Genomic DNA, 19247 nt, shown 5'->3' with positions numbered 1-19247 from the left:
TGCGGCGCGAGATCTTCCGGAGACCTTCGTGAAGCGAAAGTTGCCCTCCCTCCTGGGCAGTTACAGCCGCATGCTGCTGCCACGCCGTGGCCTCGGCCAGGGCGAGCGCGTGCCCTACCTGGCGATGGACAGCCGCACCCTGAAATTCGACCTGCGCCACCTGCGCGCGTACCGCCAGCACTTCGGCCTCGACCCGACGCTGGGCGTGCCGCTGCTCTATCCGCAGGTCATCAGCCTGCCGCTGCACCTGCGCCTGCTCAGCCGCTCGCGCATGCCACTGTCGGTGGTCGGGCTGATCCACCTGCGCAGCCATATCCAGCGCTACCGCCTGCTCGACGAGAGCGAGCCGCTGCAGTTCGACTGCCGCATCCTCACTAGCCGCCGCAGCGAGCTGGGGCTGGAGGTGGATGTGGTCACCGAGGCCTGGCACCACGACATGCTCTACTGGCAGTCGATCACCACCTACCTGCGCCGGGGCGACTTCCTCGATGGCGGCAGCGAGCCCGATCCGCTGCCCGAGCGTGCCCAGTGGCACACCCTGGAAGCGCCAGTGCATTCCGGCGTGCAGTGGCGCGTGCCGAAGATCGTCGGCTGGCGCTACGCCGGGCTGAGCGGCGACTTCAACCCGCTGCACCTGTCGCGGCTGATGGCCTCGCACTATGGCTTCGGCAAACCCTTCGCCCACGGCATGTGGGGCCTGGCGCGCAGTCTGACCGGCCGCCGCCTGGCCGAGAACGTGCGCCTGGACGCGCACTTCAAGGCGCCGCTGCCGCTGGGGAGCCAGGTGAAGCAGGTGTACCGCCGCTTGGGCAAGAAGGAGCAGTGGGCGCTGCTGCCCGCCGACGACGACGGTCAGCCGATGCTGCTGGCGCAGCTGGACGAGGCGCCGGACGGGCCTTTGCGCTGAGGGTTTGCCCCTTTGTAGGAGCGGGCCATGCCCGCGATCGCGTCCATGGGACGCTCCTACAGGGAGCCCGCGACTCGTGGTTGCAGCGGGATGAGGTTGGGCAGTTGTACTTCGCCCTGCAGCTCTACCGGGGCAATTCGCCAGGAACTGTTGAACAGGTACTGGTCGCTGAACCCGCTCACCAGCAATCCGATTTCATCCCCAGGCGCGAGGCTGGCGCTGACGGCGTTCAGCCGCGTGCTGCCCTGGTTCGCCAGCGGTTTCACCTGTTCGTCCAGGCGCCGGGTACGGCCATCGGTGCTGCGGATCGCCAGGGCGGCGAACAGCTGCGCGTCGGGGCGCTTCGTCAGCGGCTGGTTCAGGCGTACTTCGGCGCTGCCCAGCAGGGCGCTGTGTTCGCTGACGCGCTGCAAGGGGATGAACCGTGACGGTTGCAGCAGGCCGCTCACTGCCGGGCGGATGGCCGTGGCCGGCAACGCGACAGTGGGGCCGGGGGCCGGCAGGTCGTCCAGCGCCACGCCCTGGTCGAGATCGAGGCTGATGCACAGGTCCGGCACGCCGTCGGCGGCGCCGGGGCGTTTACGCAGTTTTTCCTCGTACCAGGCGACGATGCCGGTGTAGAGGTTGATCGCCCGCGAGCCGCAGTGGATCACCGGCTCATTGTTGAACGGCGGCAGCCCGCTCCAGGCCTGCAGCGGCGGTGGCAGGATATGCCCGCCCTGCATGCCCAGCAGGCGCACGTCGGTCGGGCCCTGTTTCAGGCACTGACGGATCTGCAGGCCCTGGTCCAGCGGGAACAGGGTGTCGCGCAGGCCCTGGATCAGCAGTGCATCGGCGTGGGGCAGGCGCCCGGCCGCGCAATAGCTGGCGAGGCTGTTGGCGTGCAGTTCGGCCTGCACCGGCGCGGCCATGCGTCCGCCGGTGGTGCGCAGGTAATCGGCCTGGACGAACTTGCCCAGGTCATACCCGGTGGCCAGCCCCAGGCTCACCAGCACGCCGCCCCAGCCGATCTTCAGCTGGCCGTCCGGTGCCAGGGCGTCGGCCAGGTCGTACCAGGTGGCGATGGGAACGATGGCGTCAATGCGCGGGTCTTCCGCCGAGGCCAGCAGCTGCACGGCGCCGCCGTAGCTTTCGCCGAGCATGCCGACGCGTGGATCGTTCGGACCGTCCATAGTCAGCCGGGCCAGGTGCGTGGCGGCCCAGTCGATCACCGCGCTGGCGTCCTGCACTTCGAACTGCGGGTTCATCATCTCGATGCGCCCGTCGCTGCCGCCCCAGCCGCGCTGGTCGTAGCTGACCACCCAGAAGCCGGCCTTCCAGGCGCGCAGCGCGGCGCGGCCGGACATCATGTTCTTGCCGTAGTAGCCGTCCGGCCCGGTCACCCGCCAGCCCCCCCAACCGTGGGTGTGGACGATCAGCGGGGCGCTTTCGCCGGCTTTGAGCGCCGGCTGGAATACGGTGGCGGAGAGCTTCGTGCCGTCGCGGGCAGTAACGATGGCCTCGAACCAGGTGGCCGGCAGGTCTTTGCCTTCGCTGGCGTTGAAGTCGGGGACCTGGTCGCGGGCGGCGCAGCCGGCGAGCAGCACGAGGCACAGGCAGAGGAGGGCGCGCATCGACATTCCGTTGTGGGGGAGCGAATACGCCAGCATGCCCGGCGCCCGCCGCGCCCACCCCCAACCAAGGTTCGGTGACCCGGACGGACGCGGGGTGACCGCACGGTGCGCTTTGCGCGACAATGCACCATTGGTTTTTCTGGAGTGACGCGATGTCCCAGCCTGTCGATGCGATTCTCGACGCCACCGGCCTGAACTGTCCCGAGCCGGTCATGATGCTGCACAACAAGGTGCGCGACCTGCCGGCCGGCGGCCTGCTCAAGGTGATTGCCACCGACCCGTCCACCCGCCGCGACATCCCCAAGTTCTGCGTCTTCCTCGGCCATGAGCTGGTGGAGCAGCAGGAAGAGGCGGGGACCTACCTGTACTGGATTCGCAAGAAGGCGGAGTGATCCGGCGGGGCCGGCGCTGGCGCTTCACCTCGGTGTCACCGGGACGTGCCGGCTCTGTCGCCGAGGGTTTCGCGGATAAGGTCTGCTCCTGCCAGTGTTTCCCTCCACGACCTGCCGTGAGGCAGGTCGCGGGCATGGCCCGCTCCTACAAGGGACGTTCGGTGCGGAACTGTCAGCTACCTACCGGGCGCGCTGAGAGCTTCTGGGCGATCATCCGGCCGATCAGCGCGACGAAGGTCAGGGCGATCAGCACCACCGAAATAGCCGCCACGGCCGGGTCGATGTTGTCGCGCAGGCCAGACCAGATCTGCCGCGGCAGGGTGTTCACCTCGGTGCTGGTGACGAACAGGGTCACCGCGATCTCCTCCCAGCTCAGCGCGAAGCACAGTAGTGCGGTGCTCGCCACGCCCAGCTTGAGGTTCGGCAGCACCACCATGAAGGTGGTCTGGCCCAGGCTCGCGCCGAGGTTGCGCGCGGCCAGTTCGATGCGCCGGTCCAGTTGGCTCAGCGCCACCAACATGGTCACCACGCCGTAGGGCACCACCATCACGATGTGCGCGATGGTGAGGCCGAAGAGGGTGTCGTAGCCCAGGCCGGGGGCGAACTGGCTGACCTTGGTTTCCATGAAGTACAGGACCATCGCCGAGATCATCGGCGGGATCGCCATGGGCAGCAGCACCAGGCCGATCAGCAGGGTGGCCAGGCGCGAGCGCAGGTACCAGATACCGAGGCTGAAGCTCACCGCCAGCGCGGTCGCGATGATGCAGGTGGCGGTGGCGACCATCAGGCTCTGGCCGATTGCCGAGAGCCATTCCGGGCTGTCCAGCAGCGCCTGGTAATGGCGCAGCGACCAGTTGCCGTTGGGCATCGACAGGAAGCGCTTGCTTGTGAAGGACACCGGGATCACCGCCAGCAGCGGGAAGACCATGAAGATCATCGCCATGGTCGCCAGCAGGCGGCTGGGGGCTTTGGTTTCGTGTGCGTTCATCGTTGAGTCCTCAGCCGACCAGCTTGTCGACGCGGGTCATGCGCAGCAGCGCCCAGATCATCCCGCTGACCAGCGCCAGCAGCACCACCGAGAGCGCGGCGCCCAGGCCCCAGTTGCTGGTCTGGAACATCTGCAGGTAGACGTACTCGGCCACCATCACGGTCTGCCCGCCGCCGAGGATCGCCGGGGTGATGAAGAAGCCCAGGCAGAACACGAAGACGATGATGAAGGCGCCGAGGATGCCGGGAATGGTCTGCGGCACGAAGATGCTCCAGAAGGTGCGCATCTGCCCGGCGCCCAGGCCGCGCGCGGCCAGCAGCACGCGCGGGTCGAGGCGACGCATGGTCGATACCAGCGGGAACAGCGCGAAGGGCACCATGAAATGCACCATGCCGATCACCACGCCCATCTCGTTGCGGGTGAGCTGCAACGGCTCGCTGGTGATGCCCAGGTACTGCAGCCAGTCGTTGAGCAGACCGTTGCTGCGCAGGGCGATCAGCCAGCCGAAGGCGCGTACCAGCACCGACAGCCAGAACGGGATAAACACGCAGATTTCCACCACGCGCTGCCAGAACGGCGGGCTGTAGACCCAGCAGTAGGCCATCAGGTAGGCGATCAGCAAGGAGATCACGCTGACCGTGGTGCACAGGCGGAAGGTCCGCCAGAGCACGTCGTGGATCGCCGGGTCCGTCATGATCCGCTGGTACTGCTCGATCCCCGGCTCCGGCAGGGTTACGCTCCAGCCGAGCACGCCGAGGAAGGGCAGTACGTAGAACACGATCAGAACCACCGGCAGCGGCAGCAGCAGGGCGCCCAGCTTGAGCCGCGAGGGGGCGTTATCGGCCATGACCTGCGCTCCGCGTCACTTGGAAATGTGGGTCAGGTACTGCTCCAGGGTCGCCGCGTAGTGGTCGGTGTACCACTCGTGGCTGAGCATCACCTGCTTGGGCAGGTTGGACGGATCGGTGCAGTTCAGGTGCTTGCGGTCGTCCGGGATCAGCGCGGCGGCGGCGGGGTTGGCCGGGCCGTTGCCGAACATCTTGAACAGCTCGACCTGGGACTGCGGGTCCTGGGCGTAGGCGATGAACTTCATGGCCGCCTCGGTGCCGGCCGGGTTGCCCTTGAGCACGCCCCAGTTGCTGCAGCCCAGCAGGGCGTTGTCGAAGGTCCACTTGATGCGGCCTTCGCTGTCCTCGGTGATCACCTGGGCGCGGGTGTTCCAGATGGCGCCCATGGAGACTTCGCCTTCGATCAGCAACTGCTGGGTCTCCGCGCCCGAGCCCCAGAAGGCCAGCACGTGGGGCTTGAGCTCCTCGATCTTCTTCATGGCGCGCGCCACGTCCAGCGGGTAGAGCTTGTCCGGCGCCACGCCGTCGGCCAGCAGCGCGGCCTCGAGCATGCCGTTCATCCACTTGTAGAGGGTGCGCTTGCCGGGGAATGTCTTCACGTCCCAGAAGTCGGCCCAGGTCTTGGGCGCCTTGTCGCCGAAGCGCTCGCTGTCATAGGCGATCACGTAGCTGAGCATGTAGTCGGCGATGCCGTATTCGTAGGCGAAGCCGGGCAGCACCTTGTCCTTCGAGACGACGTTGTAGTCGATGGCCTGCACCAGCCCTTCCTTGCCCAGGTTCTGCAGGATCGAGCTTTCCGCGTCGACCACGTCCCAGCTCACCCGGCCGCTGGACAGCTGGGTGCGGATGGCGCCCTCGGTGGGGCCGCTGCCGTCGATCTTCACCGGAATCCCGGTGGCCTTGGAGAAGCCCTCGGTCCAGGCCTTGCCGAACGCCTTGATGGCGTCGCCGCCCCAGTTCACCACCACCAGCGGCTTGTCGCCGGCGGCGAAGCTCACGCCGTTGCGCAGGGCCAGCGGCAGGGCAGCCATCAGGCCCATGCCCTTGAGGAAGGTGCGGCGATCGATCTGCCCGCGGCGGGTCTTTTCGATGAGGACTTCGATGCAGTCTTGCTGGTGAGGATTGAACATGGGTGCAGCTCCCGATCAGGTGGGATGGCGAATAGGGGACGAACGCGTTCGGCGACTCAGGCGATCAGCAGGCTTTTCTCGATGGGCCAGCTCAGCCAGACCTTGGCGCCCTGTTCCAGGCGCGAGGCCTGGTGGTCGGCGTGCACGGCCAGGCTCATCGGTTGCTTGCCCTCGCTGCCGGCACCCAGGCACAGCTCGGTGCTGGCGCCCTGGTAGGTCTTGGCGGTGAGCACGGCCTGCACCACGTTGTGGCCGTTCACCTGCGGCGGGGCGCTGTGCAGCTGCATGTGTTCCGGGCGTACCGCCAGCAGCGGCGCCTCGGCCTGCATGGCGTTGGAATAGCTGGCACGCAGCTCAGCTTCGCCGAAGCGCCCACAGGCCAGCTCGCCGGCGCGGCCCACCTGGCTCAGCGGGAACAGGTTCATCTTGCCGAGGAACTCGGCGACGAAGCGGTTGCTGGGCTGGTTGTAGATGGTCTGCGGGTCGTCGACCTGGGCCAGTTGGCCGCGGTTGAAGATGGCGATGCGGGTGGACAGGGCGAGGGCTTCGTTCTGGTCGTGGGTGACGAAGACGAAGGTGGTGCCAACCTGGCGGTGGATGCGCTGCAGTTCGGCCTGCAGCTGCTCGCGCAGGTTCTTGTCCAGTGCCGAAAGGGGTTCGTCGAGCAGCAGCATGTCCGGTTCGAACACCAGCGCCCGGGCGATGGCCACGCGTTGCTGCTGGCCGCCGGAAAGCTCGCCGGGGCGCTTGCCCAGGTGCTCGCCGAGGCCGACCACGTCGAGCATGTGACGCACGCGGCGGTTGCGCTCCTCGGCCTTCACGCCACGGATCTTCAGCGGGAAGGCGACGTTGTCCTCGATGCTCATGTGCGGGAACAGGGCGTAGCCCTGGAACACCATGCCGAAGTTGCGCTTCTCGGCGGGGCGCCGGGTGATGTCGGCGCCGCCCTCTTCGAGCTTGCCGCGGGACGGGTCCTGGAAGCCGGCGAGGATCATCAGGAAGGTGGTCTTGCCGGAGCCCGAAGGCCCGAGGAGGGTGAGGAACTCGCCCTGCTGGATGTCGATGGACACGTTGTCCAGCGCGTTGAAACTGCCGTAGCTCTTGCCGATGCCGATGGCACGTAGTTGGGGCTGTCGCTCCACTGCACTTACCTCGATTTCTTGTTCTTGTTCGAGCAGCCGCCGGGTGAGGAACGGGGTAAAAATCAGCGGCCTTTTTTTAATGCAGTATTGTCAAATCTCTCTCCGCTTCAATCGCGTTTTTTTGCCCTCATTGTTCGAAATCATTCACCTATCACGGCGCTCCGGCCGCTGTGGCGGAACTGCTCGGACATCCGCAGTTCGGCCTTCATCCAGGCCTTGAAGGCCCGTACGTCGGGGCGTTCGGACTTGGCCGGGTCGGTGACGAAGTAGTAGCGGTTGGGCGGTTCGATGGCGACGTTGAACAGCCGCACCAATTGCCCCTTGGCCATGGCGTCGCCACTGACCAGCGCATCGCCCATGGCCACGCCTTGCCCGGCGATGGCCGCCGACTGCACCAGGTGCGCGTCGGAGAAGACGATGCCGTTGCGCACATTGAGGTTCTTCACCCCGGCGGCGGCGGTCCACAGCAACCAGTCGGAGTGATCGACCATGTGCAGGAAGGGCAGGCTGGCGAGGTCTTCCGGCGAGTCGAGGCCGCCCACCGAGTTGATCAGCGACGGGCTGCACACCGGGAAGGTGTCGAGGGTGGCGATCAGGTCCACGTGCAGGTCGGTCCAGTCGCCGACGCCGTAGGCGATGAACAGGTCAACGTCGCGGTCGCTGACGTCGTCGGGCACCCGCGGCGAGACCAGGTTCAGCTCCACCTGCGGGTGCGCGCGCTGGAATTTGCCGATCTGGTGGCACAGCCAGTAGGTGGCGAATCCGGGCGTGCAGCTCACGCACAGGCGGCCGGAGACTTCCTCGGCATTGGCGAAGCGCCGCGCCTCGTTGAGGATCGCCAGGGCGCGCTGGGTCTCGCGGGCGAAGCATTCGCCGTGGTAAGTCAGCGCGATGCCGCGGCCGACCCGCTCGGTGAGCGGGATGCCCAGGCAGTCTTCCAGGCTGTGCAGCTGGTGGCTGACGGCGCTGCGGGTCAGGCTCAGTTCGCTGGCCGCGCCGGACAGGCTGCCCAGGCGGGCAACGGCGTCCAACACGCGCAGGGCGGTCATCGAGGGGAAACGCATGGCTCACTCCAATTTCGAAGTGGAGCCTTTATCCCTGAGCGGGGCGGTGGTGTCGAGTGGCTGCGGGTACGGGCGGAGAGGGTGGGTGTTTCGGGGCGTTTCGCTTGGCGCCTGCAGCGGGCAGCCCTGCTGCGACAGATGCTCACTTGTAGGAGCGGGCCATGCCCGCGATCCGCCGGCAGGGCCGGCGCTTTCTCTTGCTCGGGTGTTGCAGGTCTGCTGCAATGGCCTGGGTGTTTCAGCGCCGCTTCGGCGTGCGCTCGGATTCTGTGTTTCGCCCCCTCGGGCGACCTTCTTTGGCAAACGCCCCAAAGAAGGCAAAGGTCTTGCCCCGGATATCCGGTTTTTCGCTTAGGCGAAAAATTCCCTCGTTGAAGCGAAGTTTCAGGGGCACGCCGCGAAGGGCCGTCCCTGGCCCATCGCGGCTCTCGCGACATCCCTGTCGCTCAACCCCTGAAACTCCGCTTCAACGAGGCCTCCTGAACGGGGCGTTCGGAGTGCGCGGATGTTTCTCTGGAAGCTATCTGAGAGCGAGGGACGAAAAGCTGATGCAGGAGCGAGCATGCTCGCGAACCGCCCAACGCCAGTGTTTCCGTGCAGGAGCGCCGGTAATCAGCGCAGCTTCTCCATCATCTGGTAGTACCACATGCCCGCGGCCAGCATCGGGTTGCCGAACACGTCGCCCATGGGCACGCGGATGTGCTTGCACTGGGCGAAGGTGTCGAACTGCTCCAGGTCGCCGCTCATCGCCGTGGCCATGATCTCGCCCATGATGTGGGTGGTCGCCACGCCGTGGCCGGAGTAGCCCTGGCAGTACCAGACGTTCTCCGACAGCTTGCCCAGCTGCGGGATGCGGTTCATCACGATGCCCATGGCGCAGCTCCACTGGAACTCGATGTCCACGCCCTTGAGCGCCGGGAAGGTGCGTTCGATGCACGGGCGCAGCTCGCCGGCTATGTCGCGCGAGTCGCGGCCGGAGTAGTTGGCGCCGCCACCGAACAGCAGGCGGCCGTCGCCGGTCATGCGGTAGTAGTCGAGCACGAAGCGGCAGTCGTAGACCGCCAGGTCCTGCGGGTTGATGCGCTTGGCCAGCTCGCCCAGCGGCTTGGTGGTGACGATGCCGCCCATGGCCGGGAAGATCATGCCCTTGAGCTGCTTGCGCTCCAGCTTGTGATAGACGTCGCCGGCGAGCATCACCTGGGAGGCGTTGATCCGCCCGCCGGAGGTGACCACTGCCGGACGCGGGCCGTGGATGATGTCCAGCACTTCGGAGTGCTCGAAGATCAGCGCGCCCAGGCTGGCGGCGGCCTTGGCTTCGCCGATGCACAGGTTGAGCGGGTGCAGGTGCATGTTGCGGGTGTTCTTGATGGCACCGCAGTAGAGGTCGCTCTCCAGGTGCGCGCGCACGCCGGCGCCGTCCAGCAGGCTGATCTCGTCGCCCATGCCGCGACGCTTGGCGTCGTCGAAGGTGGCCTTCAGCTCGTCCATGTGCGACTGCTTCATCGCCGCGTGCAGGTGGCCGAACTTCAGGTCGCACTGGATGCCGTACTTCTCCACGCGGCTCTTGATGATCTCGTGGCCGCGCCAGCGCAGGTGCCAGATGAAATCATCGACGTCGTCGCCCAGCCACTGGCGCATCTGCTTCTCCATGGCGGAGTCGCCCGAGAGGCTGCCGGTGACCTGCCCGCCGTTGCGCCCGCTGGCGCCCCAGCCGACCTTGTTGGTCTCGACGATGGCGACCTTGTAGCCGCGCTCGGCCAGCTCCACGGCGGTGGCGACGCCGGTGAAGCCGCCGCCGATGATGGCGATGTCGACGTTCACCTCGCCTTGCAGCGTGGGGTAGCTGGTCTCTTCGTTGAGGCTCGCGGAGTAGTAGGACTTCGCGCGCTCGGGGGCGGGAGTGGCGGGGTTCAGTGCAGCGTTCATTTCGGTGTTCCTGTTGTTGTTCGGTTGCCCCTGCCCGATGACGGCAAGGGTTCGGCTGAGGTGCGCGGGAGCGCCCTCACGCCTGCGTCAGATACCAGCGCCAGTCCTGCTCGCCGACCTCGCCCATGAACTGGCGGTACTCGGCCTGCTTGACCTTCAGGTAGACGCCGAGGAATTCGTGGCCCAGCGCATCCCGCGCCCAGCTGGAGCGCTCCAGCGCGCGCAGCGAGGTCAGCCAGTCGGTGGGCAGCAGTTCCTTGGCCTGGGCGTAGCCGTTGCCTTCCACTGGTGCGCCCGGGTCGATCTCCTCGCGGATGCCGCGATGGATGCCGGCGAGGATGGCCGCGGCGGCCAGGTAGGGGTTGGCGTCGGCGCCGCAGATGCGGTGCTCCACATGTCGGGTGTTGGCCGGGCCGCCCGGCACGCGCAGGCTCACGGTGCGGTTGTCGCAGCCCCAGGTCGGCGCCAGCGGTGCGTAGCTGTTGGCCTGGAAGCGGCGATAGGAGTTGGCGTTGGGGCAGAACAGCAGCAGCGAGTCGAGCAGGCTTTTCAGCATGCCGCCCACGGACTGGCGCAGCAGCGGAGTGCCGGCCGGATCTTCACTGGCGAACAGGTTGTTGCCTTCGGCGTCGGCCAGCGACACATGCATGTGCATGCCGGTGCCGGCCAGGTCGTCGAACGGCTTGGCCATGAAGCAAGCCTGCATGCCGTGCTTGTGCGCCACGCCTTTCACCAGGCGCTTGTAGCGCACGGCCTGGTCCATGGCGAGCAGCGCGTCGCCGTGCTCCAGGGTGATTTCCACCTGGCCCGGTGCGTACTCGGAGATGGCCGTGCGCGCCGGAATGCCCTGGGCCTTGCAGGCGGCATAAAGGTCGGCGAGGAAGGGTTCGATCTGCTCCAGCTCGCGCAGGCCGTAGACCTGGGTGGCGCGCGGACGGCCACCGTCGGCATCCAGTGCCGGTTGCGGGCGGCCGTTGGCGTCGCGCTTGGCGTCCAGCAGGTAGAACTCCAGTTCGCAGGCCATCACCGGGTGGTAGCCGGCGGCCTTGAGGCCGTCGATCACGTGGATCAGTACATGGCGCGGGTCGGCGATGTCCGCCGGCTTGCCTTGCTCGGGGTGCATGCTGACCTGCACCGCCGCCGTGGGAATCTGCCGCCAGGGCAGGCGCACCAGGCTGCCGGCCAGCGGGTAGGCGCGGCAGTCGATATCGCCGACGTCCCAGACCAGCCCGGAATCCTCCACATCCTCGCCATGCACGGTGAGGCCGAGGATGGTGCTGGGCAGCGGCCGGCCGGACTGGTACACGGCGAGCAGTTCCTCGCGGTGCAGCAGCTTGCCGCGCGGTACGCCGTTGGCGTCGAGGATGAACAGCTCAACCATCTCGATATCGGAGTTCTGGGCCAGGAAATCCTGGGCTTCTTGCACGGAGGCGAAATTCATGGGGCTCTCGTTAGCATCCACGCGGATGCGCTGACGACCTGCAGGCCAGGGCCGCGCCGAAGGGCACGGGATTGAAGGCAGGCAAGCGATGCAACGGGCTACGTCTTGTTCGAGAGTGGCGTATGCCACCCCTGAGCGTAGTTCCGTCGAAGGAATCCGGGCGATGGCGCCCGATCAGCGAGAGATGGAATCCGGCGGGCGCGCGTGGCGGCAATGCCAGAGCGCCCAGAAGGCCAGTTCCAGAGGCAGGGTCAGCGGTTGCAGTTCGAGCCAGCAGGCATGTTTGCGCGGCAGGCGGACGACGCTGCCGGCCTTGCGGGCGGCGAGGGGTTCCAGCGGTGCGGGCGAAACGAGCAGGTGCATGTCGAAGGATTTGGCTGACGATTTCCGCAGACTCGCACGGCGTATGGGTTTGTTAAATGTGATTTTCACGACGTTTGGTTTTGCCAAATCGAAACTGATTGCGCGCCAGTGCTGATCGCGAAGGCCGTCCCAGAGCCTTTGCGTGGCCCTTCGCGCATCCCGTCGAAGCGCCCGGAACGCCCGCCGTACCTGCCCTAGACTGGGGCAATCAGCGTCCGCCACGGGCCCGTCCATGTGCCGCATCGTCTTCGCTCCGTCGATCCAGCGCCACGTTCCCATCGAGGAGCGCGAGTTGCCGGCCGTGACCCTCGCCGGCGCGCTGGAAGCGGTATTCGTCGAGGCGCCGAAACTGCGCGGCTATCTGCTCGACGACCAGGGCGGGCTGCGCCGGCACCTGACGATCTTCATAGACGGCCTGCGCCTGCGCGACCGCGTGCGCCTCAGCGATGCCCTGGCGGTGGACAGTGAGGTCTACGTGGTCCAGGCCCTAAGCGGTGGCTGAGGACCAGGCGGCATTTCAGGAGAGCAAGATGGATGATCGATTGCTGGTGGCGACTCGCAAGGGGCTGTTCACCTTTCAGCGTGGCGCGGACGGCTGGCAGGAAACCCGCCGGGACTTCATCGGCGAGCCGCTGAGCACGGTGCTCGCCGACCCGCGCGATGAAACCCTCTATGCCGCCCTCAACCTCGGCCACTTCGGCTGCAAGCTGTGGCGTCAGCGTGCCGGCGAGGACTGGCAGGAGATCGCCGTGCCGACCTACCCGTCGCAACCCGATCCGCTACCCGAGCCCAAAGAGGGCGAAGCTCCGCCAGCGCCCTGGGTCCTGCAGCAGGTCTGGTGCCTTGAGACCGGCGGCGCTGCCGAGCCCGGCGTGCTCTGGGCCGGAACCATTCCCGGCGGCCTGTTCCGCAGTGACGATGGTGGCGATAGCTGGGAACTCAATCGCCCGCTCTGGGATCGCCCCGAACGCTCGCGCTGGATGGGCGGCGGCTACGACTGGCCGGGCATCCACTCGATCAGCGTCGACCCGCGCGACTGCCAGCACCTGACCGTTGCCGTGTCTTGCGGCGGCGTGTGGCAGAGCGACGATGGCGGCGCCAACTGGCGCCTCACCACCAGCGGCATGTTTGCCGATTACATGCCGCCGGAGCTGCGCGAGGAGGGTGCCATCCAGGACCCGCACCGCCTGGTGCATTGCCCTGCGCAGCCGCAGCGCCTGTGGGTGCAGCACCACAACGGTATCTTCACCTCCACCGATGGCGGCGCGCGCTGGAGCGATGTGCAGGTCGAACCGTCGAGCTTCGGCTTCGCCGTCGCCGTCCACCCGACCCAGCCGGACACCGCCTGGTTCGTCCCCGCCGTGAAGGACGTCTGCCGGATTCCGGTGGATGCCCGCTTCGTTGTCACCCGGACCCGCGACGGCGGCGCCAGTTTCCAGGTACTCGACAGCGGCCTGCCGCAGGGCGCGGCCTTCGACCTGGTGTATCGCCACGGCCTGGCGGTGGACGACGATGGCGCCTGCCTGGCGATGGGCTCCACCACCGGTGGGCTGTGGCTGTCGGAGAACGGCGGCGACCACTGGCAGTGCCTGTCGATGAACCTGCCGCCGATCTACTGCGTGCGCTTCGGCTGAGCCTTGGGCCTGGCCTGTTCGCGCACCTCGCGCGGCTTCATGCGGTGGTCGAAATAGTTGATCGCGGTACCGAACACGACGATGGCGATCAGGATGGTCAGGCCGATGTGCGTGGCTTCCATGGGGTTCTCCTTGAGGGGGCGGATCACAGCGCCTGGCCGCGCCGCTTGAGTTCCAGGCGGCGGATGAATTCTTCCAGCACCTGGCGGTAGAGGTCGTCCTTGAGGCAGGCGTCTTCGATGCCGGCGTCGAGGTTGGGGTTGTCGTTCACCTCGATCACCACCACTTCGCCATCGACCTGCTTGAGGTCCACGCCATACAGGCCATCGCCGATCAGGCTGGCGGTCTTCAGCGCCAGCTCCACTACGGCCGGCGGCGCGCTTTCCACCGGCAGGGTGCGGCATTCCCCAATCACCTCGCCGCCGGCCTTGTGCTCGACGATCTGCCAGTGCCCACGGGACATGAAGTACTGGCAGGCGAACACTGGCTTGCGGTTGAGGATGCCGATGCGCCAGTCGTACTCGGTGTAGAGGTACTCCTGGGCGAGCAGCAGCACCGAGTGTTCGAAGAGTTCGGCGCTGACGCTGCGCAGCTGCTGGGCGTCCTCGACCTTGTAGACGCCGCGGGAGAAGCAGCCGTCGGGAATCTTCAGCACCAGCGGGAAGCCCAGCCGTGTACCGATGCGCTCCAGCTCCTGGGGGTTGTCCTTGTAGAGGATTTCCGTGTCCGGCATGCCCAGGCCCTGGCCGCGCAGCAGGTCGGTCAGGTAGACCTTGTTGGTGCAACGCAGGATCGAAGCCGGGTCGTCCATCACGATCAGCCCTTCGCGCTCGGCCTTCTTGGCGAAGCGGTAGGTGTGGTCGTCGACGCGGGTGGTCTCGCGGATCAGCAGCGCGTCGTACTCGGCCAGACGGGCGTAATCCTTCTTCTCGATCAGTTCGACGTCGACGCCCAACTGCCGGCCGACTCGGATGAAGTTCTCCAGCGCGCCGGCGTTGGACGGCGGCAGGCTCTCCGCCGGGTTGTGCAGGATGGCCAGGTCATAGCGCGCCAGGCGCCGCGAGTTGGGCTGGCGCCAGACGCGCCGGCTGAAACGGTCGAGGGCGTCGGCGAACTGGTCTTCCTGATTCTCCCTCAGCTTGTGCAGGGCGCCGGGGCGCACTCCGGCGATGTGCCAGGCATCGGTGCGGCGGAAGTCCACCAGCAGGATCGGGCAGGGGAAGGCCTCGAACAGCTGGCGGGCGATGGGCTGCAGCGGCGCGAGGTCGGTACGGCCGAAGTACAGGCGCAGGGTGAAGCCGTCGGTGCTGGCGCAGGGATGCTGGTCGAGGGCTCTTTCCAGGGTCTTTTCCAGGCCATCCAGGGCCAACCCGTAGAGGGATTTCTTCGCCAGTTCGCTGATGGTGCGTACAGACGGAATCACCTTGTGTCCGCGCGCCTCGGCCAGCAGGGAACAATAATAACCGTGGCCGAGATATTTATAGTTGCGACACAGGTTGATCACTTGGAAGCGTTTTCCCGCATCGAACTGGCGGGAGTCTTCCAGGTATTCCCGTGCGGTCAGCATATCTTCGCTGGGGATATAGGAAGCCCAGTCTTCCTTGCGCTCGACGATGATAAGAACCTGGCTGGACCTGGCTGAAGGCGGCTCCGCAGAGGCCTCTGAGACTGCCTGGAGAGAACTTGCATTCAACTTTTCATGGAAGTTAGTGTGTAGCGAAGACATTGTTCACGGACCTGTCTGAAAGTTGCCGTGTGTCTATTAAGCAGCAACTTCCGGAAATGTCCCGGTCCATTACGAAAGTTTTACGGAGAACCCATGTCGCTGTTATGTCGCCTTGCCACCCGTGCCGATTTGCCGGCTCTTGTGGCGTTGGAGGAAGGCACTTTTCACCAGGACCGTCTGAGTGCGCGCAGCTTTCGCCAGCTGATCGCGGCGCCGAGCGCCGAGCTGATCGTGGCGGAGGAGGGTGGCGAGTTGCTCGGTTATGCCTTGCTGCTGTTTCGCCGGGGCACGAAGGTGGCGCGCCTGTATTCTCTGGCGACCTCGCAGCAGGCTCGTGGTCGGGGGTTGGGCAGCGGTTTGCTGGAGCAGGCGGAGCGCGGCGCCGCGCGGCACGGCTGCAACGCGTTGAGGCTCGAGGTGCGCGTCGATAACAGCGTCGCCATTGGCCTCTATGAGCGGCGTGGTTATCGTCGTTTCGGCCGCATCGCCGGCTTCTACGAAGACGGCGCCGATGCCTGGCGGTACGAGAAGCCGCTGATCTGAGGAAGCGGCAAGGGGCTGGTCAGGACGCGGAAAACAATCTATAAAAATATAGATTGTTTATTGGTAGATCGTTCCCATGACCGCCACCACGCTCGAACCCGCCGACGCCCTGCGCCTGCACCAATCCGCTGAATCCGCCTGCCAGTTGCTCAAGGCCTTGGCCAACACCGATCGCCTGATGCTGCTGTGCCAGTTGGCCCAGGGCGAGTTGAACGTCGGCGAGCTTGAAGCCCTCACCGGCATCAGCCAGCCCACCCTGTCGCAGCAGCTGGCCGTGCTGCGCCGCGAGGAGCTGGTGGAGACCCGTCGCGACGGCAAGCAGGTCTACTACCGCATTGCCAGCCAGCAGGCGCTGGCGGTGATCGAGACGCTGTACCGGCTGTTCTGCGCGGAGCAGCCGAGATGATCGACTGGGCTCATTTCACGCCCTGGAGCGCCCTGGCCGGCGGCGCGCTGATTGGTCTGTCGGCTGGGCTCTATGCCGTGTTCGAGGGTCGAGTCGCGGGCATCAGCGGCTTGCTCGGCGGGTTGTTCAAAAGTGCAGGCCGGAAGGGCGAAGGGCTGTGCTTCCTGCTCGGGGTACTGGCTGCCCCGCTGCTGTGGATGGCGCTGCGGCCGCTGCCGGAAATCCACATCGAGGCCGGCTGGATGACGCTGGTGGTGGCGGGCCTGCTGGTCGGTGTCGGCAGCCGCTTAGGTTCCGGCTGCACCAGCGGGCATGGCGTCTGCGGTTTGTCGCGGCTGTCCGGCCGCTCGCTGGTGGCGACGCTGTGCTTCATGGGGACGGGCTTCGCCACCGTGTTTGTCGTGCGTCATCTGCTGGGGAGTGGAGCATGAGCCGCATCGTCGCTTTGCTGGCCGGCCTGCTGTTCGGCTTTGGCCTGCTGCTGGCCGGCATGGCCAACCCGGCCAAGGTGCTGGGCTTCCTCGATCTCGCCGGGCAGTGGGACCCGTCGCTGGCGCTGGTGATGCTCGCCGCCATTGCGGTTGGTCTACCGTTCTTCACTTGGGCGCGCCGGCATGATCGTTCGTTGTTGGGCGGCCTGATGCAGATGCCGCAGCGCCGCGACCTGGATGGCCGGCTGATCGGCGGCAGCCTGCTGTTCGGCGTTGGCTGGGGGATTGCCGGCATCTGTCCGGGGCCGGCTCTGGTGACTGTTGCCGCCGGCTACTGGCAGGGGGCTTTGTTCTGCCTCGCCATGCTGGCTGGGATGGCGGGCTACGAATGGAAAATCGAGACCAGGAGAAGACCCACATGAGCGCCACCATCCAGCACTTCTTCGATCCTGCCACGTCCACCTACAGCTATGTGGTGGCGGATCACAGTACCGGGCGCTGCGCCATCATCGACCCGGTGCTGGACTACGATGCCGCCGCCGGCCGCGTTGGCAATGCCGGCGCCCGCCAGATACTCGAGTACGTTCGCGAACAGGCGCTGACTGTGGAGTGGTTGCTGGAAACCCATCTGCATGCCGACCACCTGTCTGCGGCAGCGTGGCTCAAGGGCGAACTGGGTGGCCGGTTGGCCATCGGGTCCAGCATCGCCCAGGTGCAGCGCACCTTTGCCGGGTTGTTCAACCTGGGCGAGGATTTCCCCTGCGACGGTAGCCAGTTCGACCACCTGTTCGAAGACGGCGAGCGCTTCAGCATCGGCGAACTGCAGGCCCAGGCGCTGCACACTCCGGGTCACACACCGGCCTGCATGACCTACCTGGTCGGTGATGCAGCGTTCGTCGGTGACACCCTGTTCATGCCCGACTACGGCACCGCCCGTTGCGACTTCCCCGGTGGCGATGCGCGGCAGTTGTACCGCTCGATCCAGCGACTGTTCGCCTTGCCGGACGAGACGCGGCTGTTCATGTGCCACGACTACCTGACCGCCAATCGCGATCACCACGAGTTCGAAACCAGCGTGGCGCGGCAACGCCAGGACAACGTGCACGTGCACGAGGGAGTGAGCGAGGAGGCCTTCGTCAGCATGCGCCAGCAGCGCGATGCAGGCCTGCATGCGCCGGCGCTGATCTGGCCGTCGATCCAGGTGAACATGCGCGCGGGCGAGCTGCCGGAGGCGGAGACCAACGGCGTGCGCTACCTGCGAATTCCGCTGGATCGCCTGTGAAGGATGTACCTAGACGGTTCAGTTGATGAGTGTTTCCGGGAACCGCCCGAGTATCTCCCGGCAGCGCTCCACCGCCCGCTTCTGCCGGGCCACATTGACGCAAATGCGCTTCAACCGGTTCATCTGCCGCGGAGTCAGTTCGCCCGTGCTGGATAGCACCTTGAGCATGTGGCGCATCTCGATCAGCCATAGCTGGCAGCGCAGCTCCTGCAGGAACCAGATCGGCTTGGGGACGCCGAGGAAGGTCAGCGCCGGACCGACAATACTCAGCGGCAGAATGAACAGGAAAATGTTGAACAGCGCGTTGGCCAACTGGAACGGCAGGTATTTGTAGAGGAACGGCAGGCCGCTGTTGTAATAGGACTCTGCCACTTCGTGCAGCGGTATCTGGGTGCCCTTGACCGATGGATACGCATCACCTGTGGCCGACGCAGCAGAGCCACCATGCACCTGTTTCATGGCCAGCAGGACGTGGTGCAGGATGCCGGGGTCCATGCCCTTCTTCACCACCACGGTCACCGCTTCAGCGGGTGTCTGCATGTCCTTTTTCGGTATGCCGTTGCGAAGGTCGAAGTATCCCTTGGGCACCGTCATGACTTTCAGCACCCGCCGCTCTGCCAACCGCTGCGCAATGGCGGCGCTGTACTGCAGGTCGAGCAGTTTGATACCCGGAGTATCGGCCAGTGTGGTGACGACAGCCTGATCGATGGGTTGCAGGAGGAATCCGGCGTCCACTTCGCCTGCGATCAAGGCTTTGACGGTGGCGTTCAGGTTGTAGGGGTGGAAGTGCGTGTTCTGCGGAGTCACTCCATACATCGCCAATAGCGACTCCGCCATCTGCCGCGTGCCGCTTCCGGGAGGATTGGCGGCCACCTTCAGTCCTTTGAGGTCGCTCGGGCTGGTTATCGGGCCGATGCTGGCACGGTAGAAGATGAGCACGGGCTTGTAGGTAATCACGCCCAGCGCGCGGGTGTTCGGATACTTTTCCGGGTCCACTTCCTGGGCGATGAAGCCGATATCGACTCCGGACTTTGGTGCGTTCACCACATCGACCAGCGAGAGGGTGTCCTTCTGTTCGCGCAAGCGGACCTTGAAACCCCTGGACTGAAGATAGGCCTGATAGGCCAGAGCGGTGGTATGGAAGTATCCGTCCGCCGGACCGGTCGCGATGACAATGGTCTTTCCCGGAAAACCGATCACGGAATAGAGCGCGACGGCCACGGCAATGGTCAGGACCCCCGGGGCTCCGACGATGGCGCGCAGACATGCGGCGAGGTTGAAGTGCTGGTGGGGGCTGTTCATGGCAGTCAGGGATTTTTGCTCGTTCAGGGAGTGCTTCGATCCTTCGCCGCCTGGTAGCGGCTCTGCCTGCGGACGCTGGATTCGCGCTCGGGTAGATAGCCAAGAAGGC

Annotated in this window: 21 protein-coding genes; 9 read left to right on the top strand and 12 right to left on the bottom strand. The window is 66.0% G+C overall.

What is annotated here, in order from left to right:
• Positions 1-28: 28 nt before the first annotated feature.
• Positions 29-907: a MaoC family dehydratase gene (locus tag ABKS89_RS19370; RefSeq protein WP_348586672.1), complete on the top strand. Its 879-nt coding sequence runs from the start codon at positions 29-31 to the stop codon at positions 905-907.
• A gap of 56 nt (positions 908-963) precedes the next feature.
• On the opposite strand, the gene ABKS89_RS19365 is transcribed toward ABKS89_RS19370, so the two are convergent.
• Entirely contained in the window at positions 964-2520 is a 1557-nt protein-coding gene (locus ABKS89_RS19365) for an alpha/beta hydrolase (protein ID WP_348586670.1), read from the bottom strand.
• 152 nt (positions 2521-2672) lie between these two features.
• Between ABKS89_RS19365 and tusA the strand changes: the two genes are divergently transcribed.
• A complete protein-coding gene (gene tusA, locus ABKS89_RS19360; RefSeq protein ID WP_015477744.1) occupies positions 2673-2912 on the top strand; it encodes a sulfurtransferase TusA in 240 nt (79 codons plus the stop codon).
• Positions 2913-3084: 172 nt separating this feature from the next.
• Here the strand turns inward: tusA and ABKS89_RS19355 are convergent, their stop codons facing one another.
• The 8 genes from ABKS89_RS19355 to ABKS89_RS19320 form a co-directional block, all read right to left on the bottom strand.
• Positions 3085-3900: an ABC transporter permease gene (locus ABKS89_RS19355; RefSeq protein WP_348586668.1), complete on the bottom strand. Its 816-nt coding sequence runs from the start codon at positions 3898-3900 to the stop codon at positions 3085-3087.
• A 10-nt stretch (positions 3901-3910) separates the two neighbouring features.
• A complete protein-coding gene (locus tag ABKS89_RS19350; RefSeq protein ID WP_081518539.1) occupies positions 3911-4747 on the bottom strand; it encodes an ABC transporter permease in 837 nt (278 codons plus the stop codon).
• A 15-nt stretch (positions 4748-4762) separates the two neighbouring features.
• Positions 4763-5878 (bottom strand): ABC transporter substrate-binding protein, encoded by a 1116-nt coding sequence (locus ABKS89_RS19345; RefSeq protein ID WP_138214727.1) that lies wholly within the window; start codon positions 5876-5878, stop codon positions 4763-4765.
• 56 nt (positions 5879-5934) lie between these two features.
• Positions 5935-7020: an ABC transporter ATP-binding protein gene (locus tag ABKS89_RS19340; protein WP_138214726.1), complete on the bottom strand. Its 1086-nt coding sequence runs from the start codon at positions 7018-7020 to the stop codon at positions 5935-5937.
• A 140-nt stretch (positions 7021-7160) separates the two neighbouring features.
• Complete coding sequence (locus ABKS89_RS19335) at positions 7161-8084, bottom strand: LysR substrate-binding domain-containing protein (protein ID WP_081518536.1); 924 nt, start codon at positions 8082-8084, stop codon at positions 7161-7163.
• A 612-nt stretch (positions 8085-8696) separates the two neighbouring features.
• A complete protein-coding gene (locus ABKS89_RS19330; protein ID WP_348586666.1) occupies positions 8697-10010 on the bottom strand; it encodes an NAD(P)/FAD-dependent oxidoreductase in 1314 nt (437 codons plus the stop codon).
• A gap of 76 nt (positions 10011-10086) precedes the next feature.
• Complete coding sequence (locus ABKS89_RS19325) at positions 10087-11451, bottom strand: glutamine synthetase family protein (RefSeq protein ID WP_348586664.1); 1365 nt, start codon at positions 11449-11451, stop codon at positions 10087-10089.
• Positions 11452-11625: 174 nt separating this feature from the next.
• Positions 11626-11814 (bottom strand): hypothetical protein, encoded by a 189-nt coding sequence (locus ABKS89_RS19320; protein ID WP_348586662.1) that lies wholly within the window; start codon positions 11812-11814, stop codon positions 11626-11628.
• Positions 11815-12046: 232 nt separating this feature from the next.
• Here ABKS89_RS19320 and ABKS89_RS19315 point away from each other — a divergent pair, with 232 nt between their 5' ends.
• Both ABKS89_RS19315 and ABKS89_RS19310 read left to right on the top strand, forming a co-directional pair.
• Positions 12047-12316, top strand: coding sequence for a ubiquitin family protein (locus ABKS89_RS19315; protein ID WP_138214722.1), 270 nt, complete (start codon positions 12047-12049; stop codon positions 12314-12316).
• A 28-nt stretch (positions 12317-12344) separates the two neighbouring features.
• On the top strand, positions 12345-13448 hold the full coding sequence (locus ABKS89_RS19310) for a WD40/YVTN/BNR-like repeat-containing protein (RefSeq protein WP_348586660.1): 1104 nt from the start codon (positions 12345-12347) through the stop codon (positions 13446-13448).
• Here the strand turns inward: ABKS89_RS19310 and ABKS89_RS19305 are convergent.
• Positions 13427-13570 (bottom strand): hypothetical protein, encoded by a 144-nt coding sequence (locus tag ABKS89_RS19305; RefSeq protein ID WP_348586658.1) that lies wholly within the window; start codon positions 13568-13570, stop codon positions 13427-13429. The genes ABKS89_RS19310 and ABKS89_RS19305 overlap by 22 nt on opposite strands.
• A 23-nt stretch (positions 13571-13593) precedes the next feature.
• The gene (locus tag ABKS89_RS19300) at positions 13594-15174 is read right to left on the bottom strand and encodes a RimK family ATP-grasp domain-containing protein (RefSeq protein ID WP_348586656.1); all 1581 of its coding nucleotides are present in this window, start codon (positions 15172-15174) and stop codon (positions 13594-13596) included.
• A gap of 93 nt (positions 15175-15267) precedes the next feature.
• Here ABKS89_RS19300 and ABKS89_RS19295 point away from each other — a divergent pair, with 93 nt between their 5' ends.
• The 5 genes from ABKS89_RS19295 (at position 15268) to ABKS89_RS19275 (ending at position 17836) form a co-directional block, all read left to right on the top strand.
• A complete protein-coding gene (locus ABKS89_RS19295; RefSeq protein WP_348586655.1) occupies positions 15268-15717 on the top strand; it encodes a GNAT family N-acetyltransferase in 450 nt (149 codons plus the stop codon).
• A 76-nt stretch (positions 15718-15793) separates the two neighbouring features.
• Positions 15794-16123: an ArsR/SmtB family transcription factor gene (locus ABKS89_RS19290; protein ID WP_348586653.1), complete on the top strand. Its 330-nt coding sequence runs from the start codon at positions 15794-15796 to the stop codon at positions 16121-16123.
• Positions 16120-16554, top strand: coding sequence for a YeeE/YedE family protein (locus ABKS89_RS19285; RefSeq protein ID WP_348586651.1), 435 nt, complete (start codon positions 16120-16122; stop codon positions 16552-16554). Before ABKS89_RS19290 ends, ABKS89_RS19285 begins: the two co-directional genes overlap by 4 nt.
• Positions 16551-16976, top strand: a complete 426-nt coding sequence (locus ABKS89_RS19280) for a DUF6691 family protein (RefSeq protein WP_348586649.1) — start codon at positions 16551-16553, stop codon at positions 16974-16976. Before ABKS89_RS19285 ends, ABKS89_RS19280 begins: the two co-directional genes overlap by 4 nt.
• Positions 16973-17836, top strand: a complete 864-nt coding sequence (locus ABKS89_RS19275; RefSeq protein WP_348586648.1) for an MBL fold metallo-hydrolase — start codon at positions 16973-16975, stop codon at positions 17834-17836. The genes ABKS89_RS19280 and ABKS89_RS19275 overlap by 4 nt, the downstream gene beginning before the upstream one ends.
• A gap of 18 nt (positions 17837-17854) precedes the next feature.
• On the opposite strand, the gene ABKS89_RS19270 is transcribed toward ABKS89_RS19275, so the two are convergent.
• Positions 17855-19138 (bottom strand): TAXI family TRAP transporter solute-binding subunit, encoded by a 1284-nt coding sequence (locus ABKS89_RS19270; RefSeq protein WP_348586647.1) that lies wholly within the window; start codon positions 19136-19138, stop codon positions 17855-17857.
• Positions 19139-19247: the final 109 nt, after the last annotated feature.

This window comes from Pseudomonas sp. LABIM340 (assembly GCF_040017195.2).
In the GTDB taxonomy this organism is placed as follows: domain Bacteria; phylum Pseudomonadota; class Gammaproteobacteria; order Pseudomonadales; family Pseudomonadaceae; genus Pseudomonas.
The sequence above is the reverse complement of the archived record's forward strand: the minus strand, read 5'-3'. Positions and strand labels throughout refer to the sequence as shown.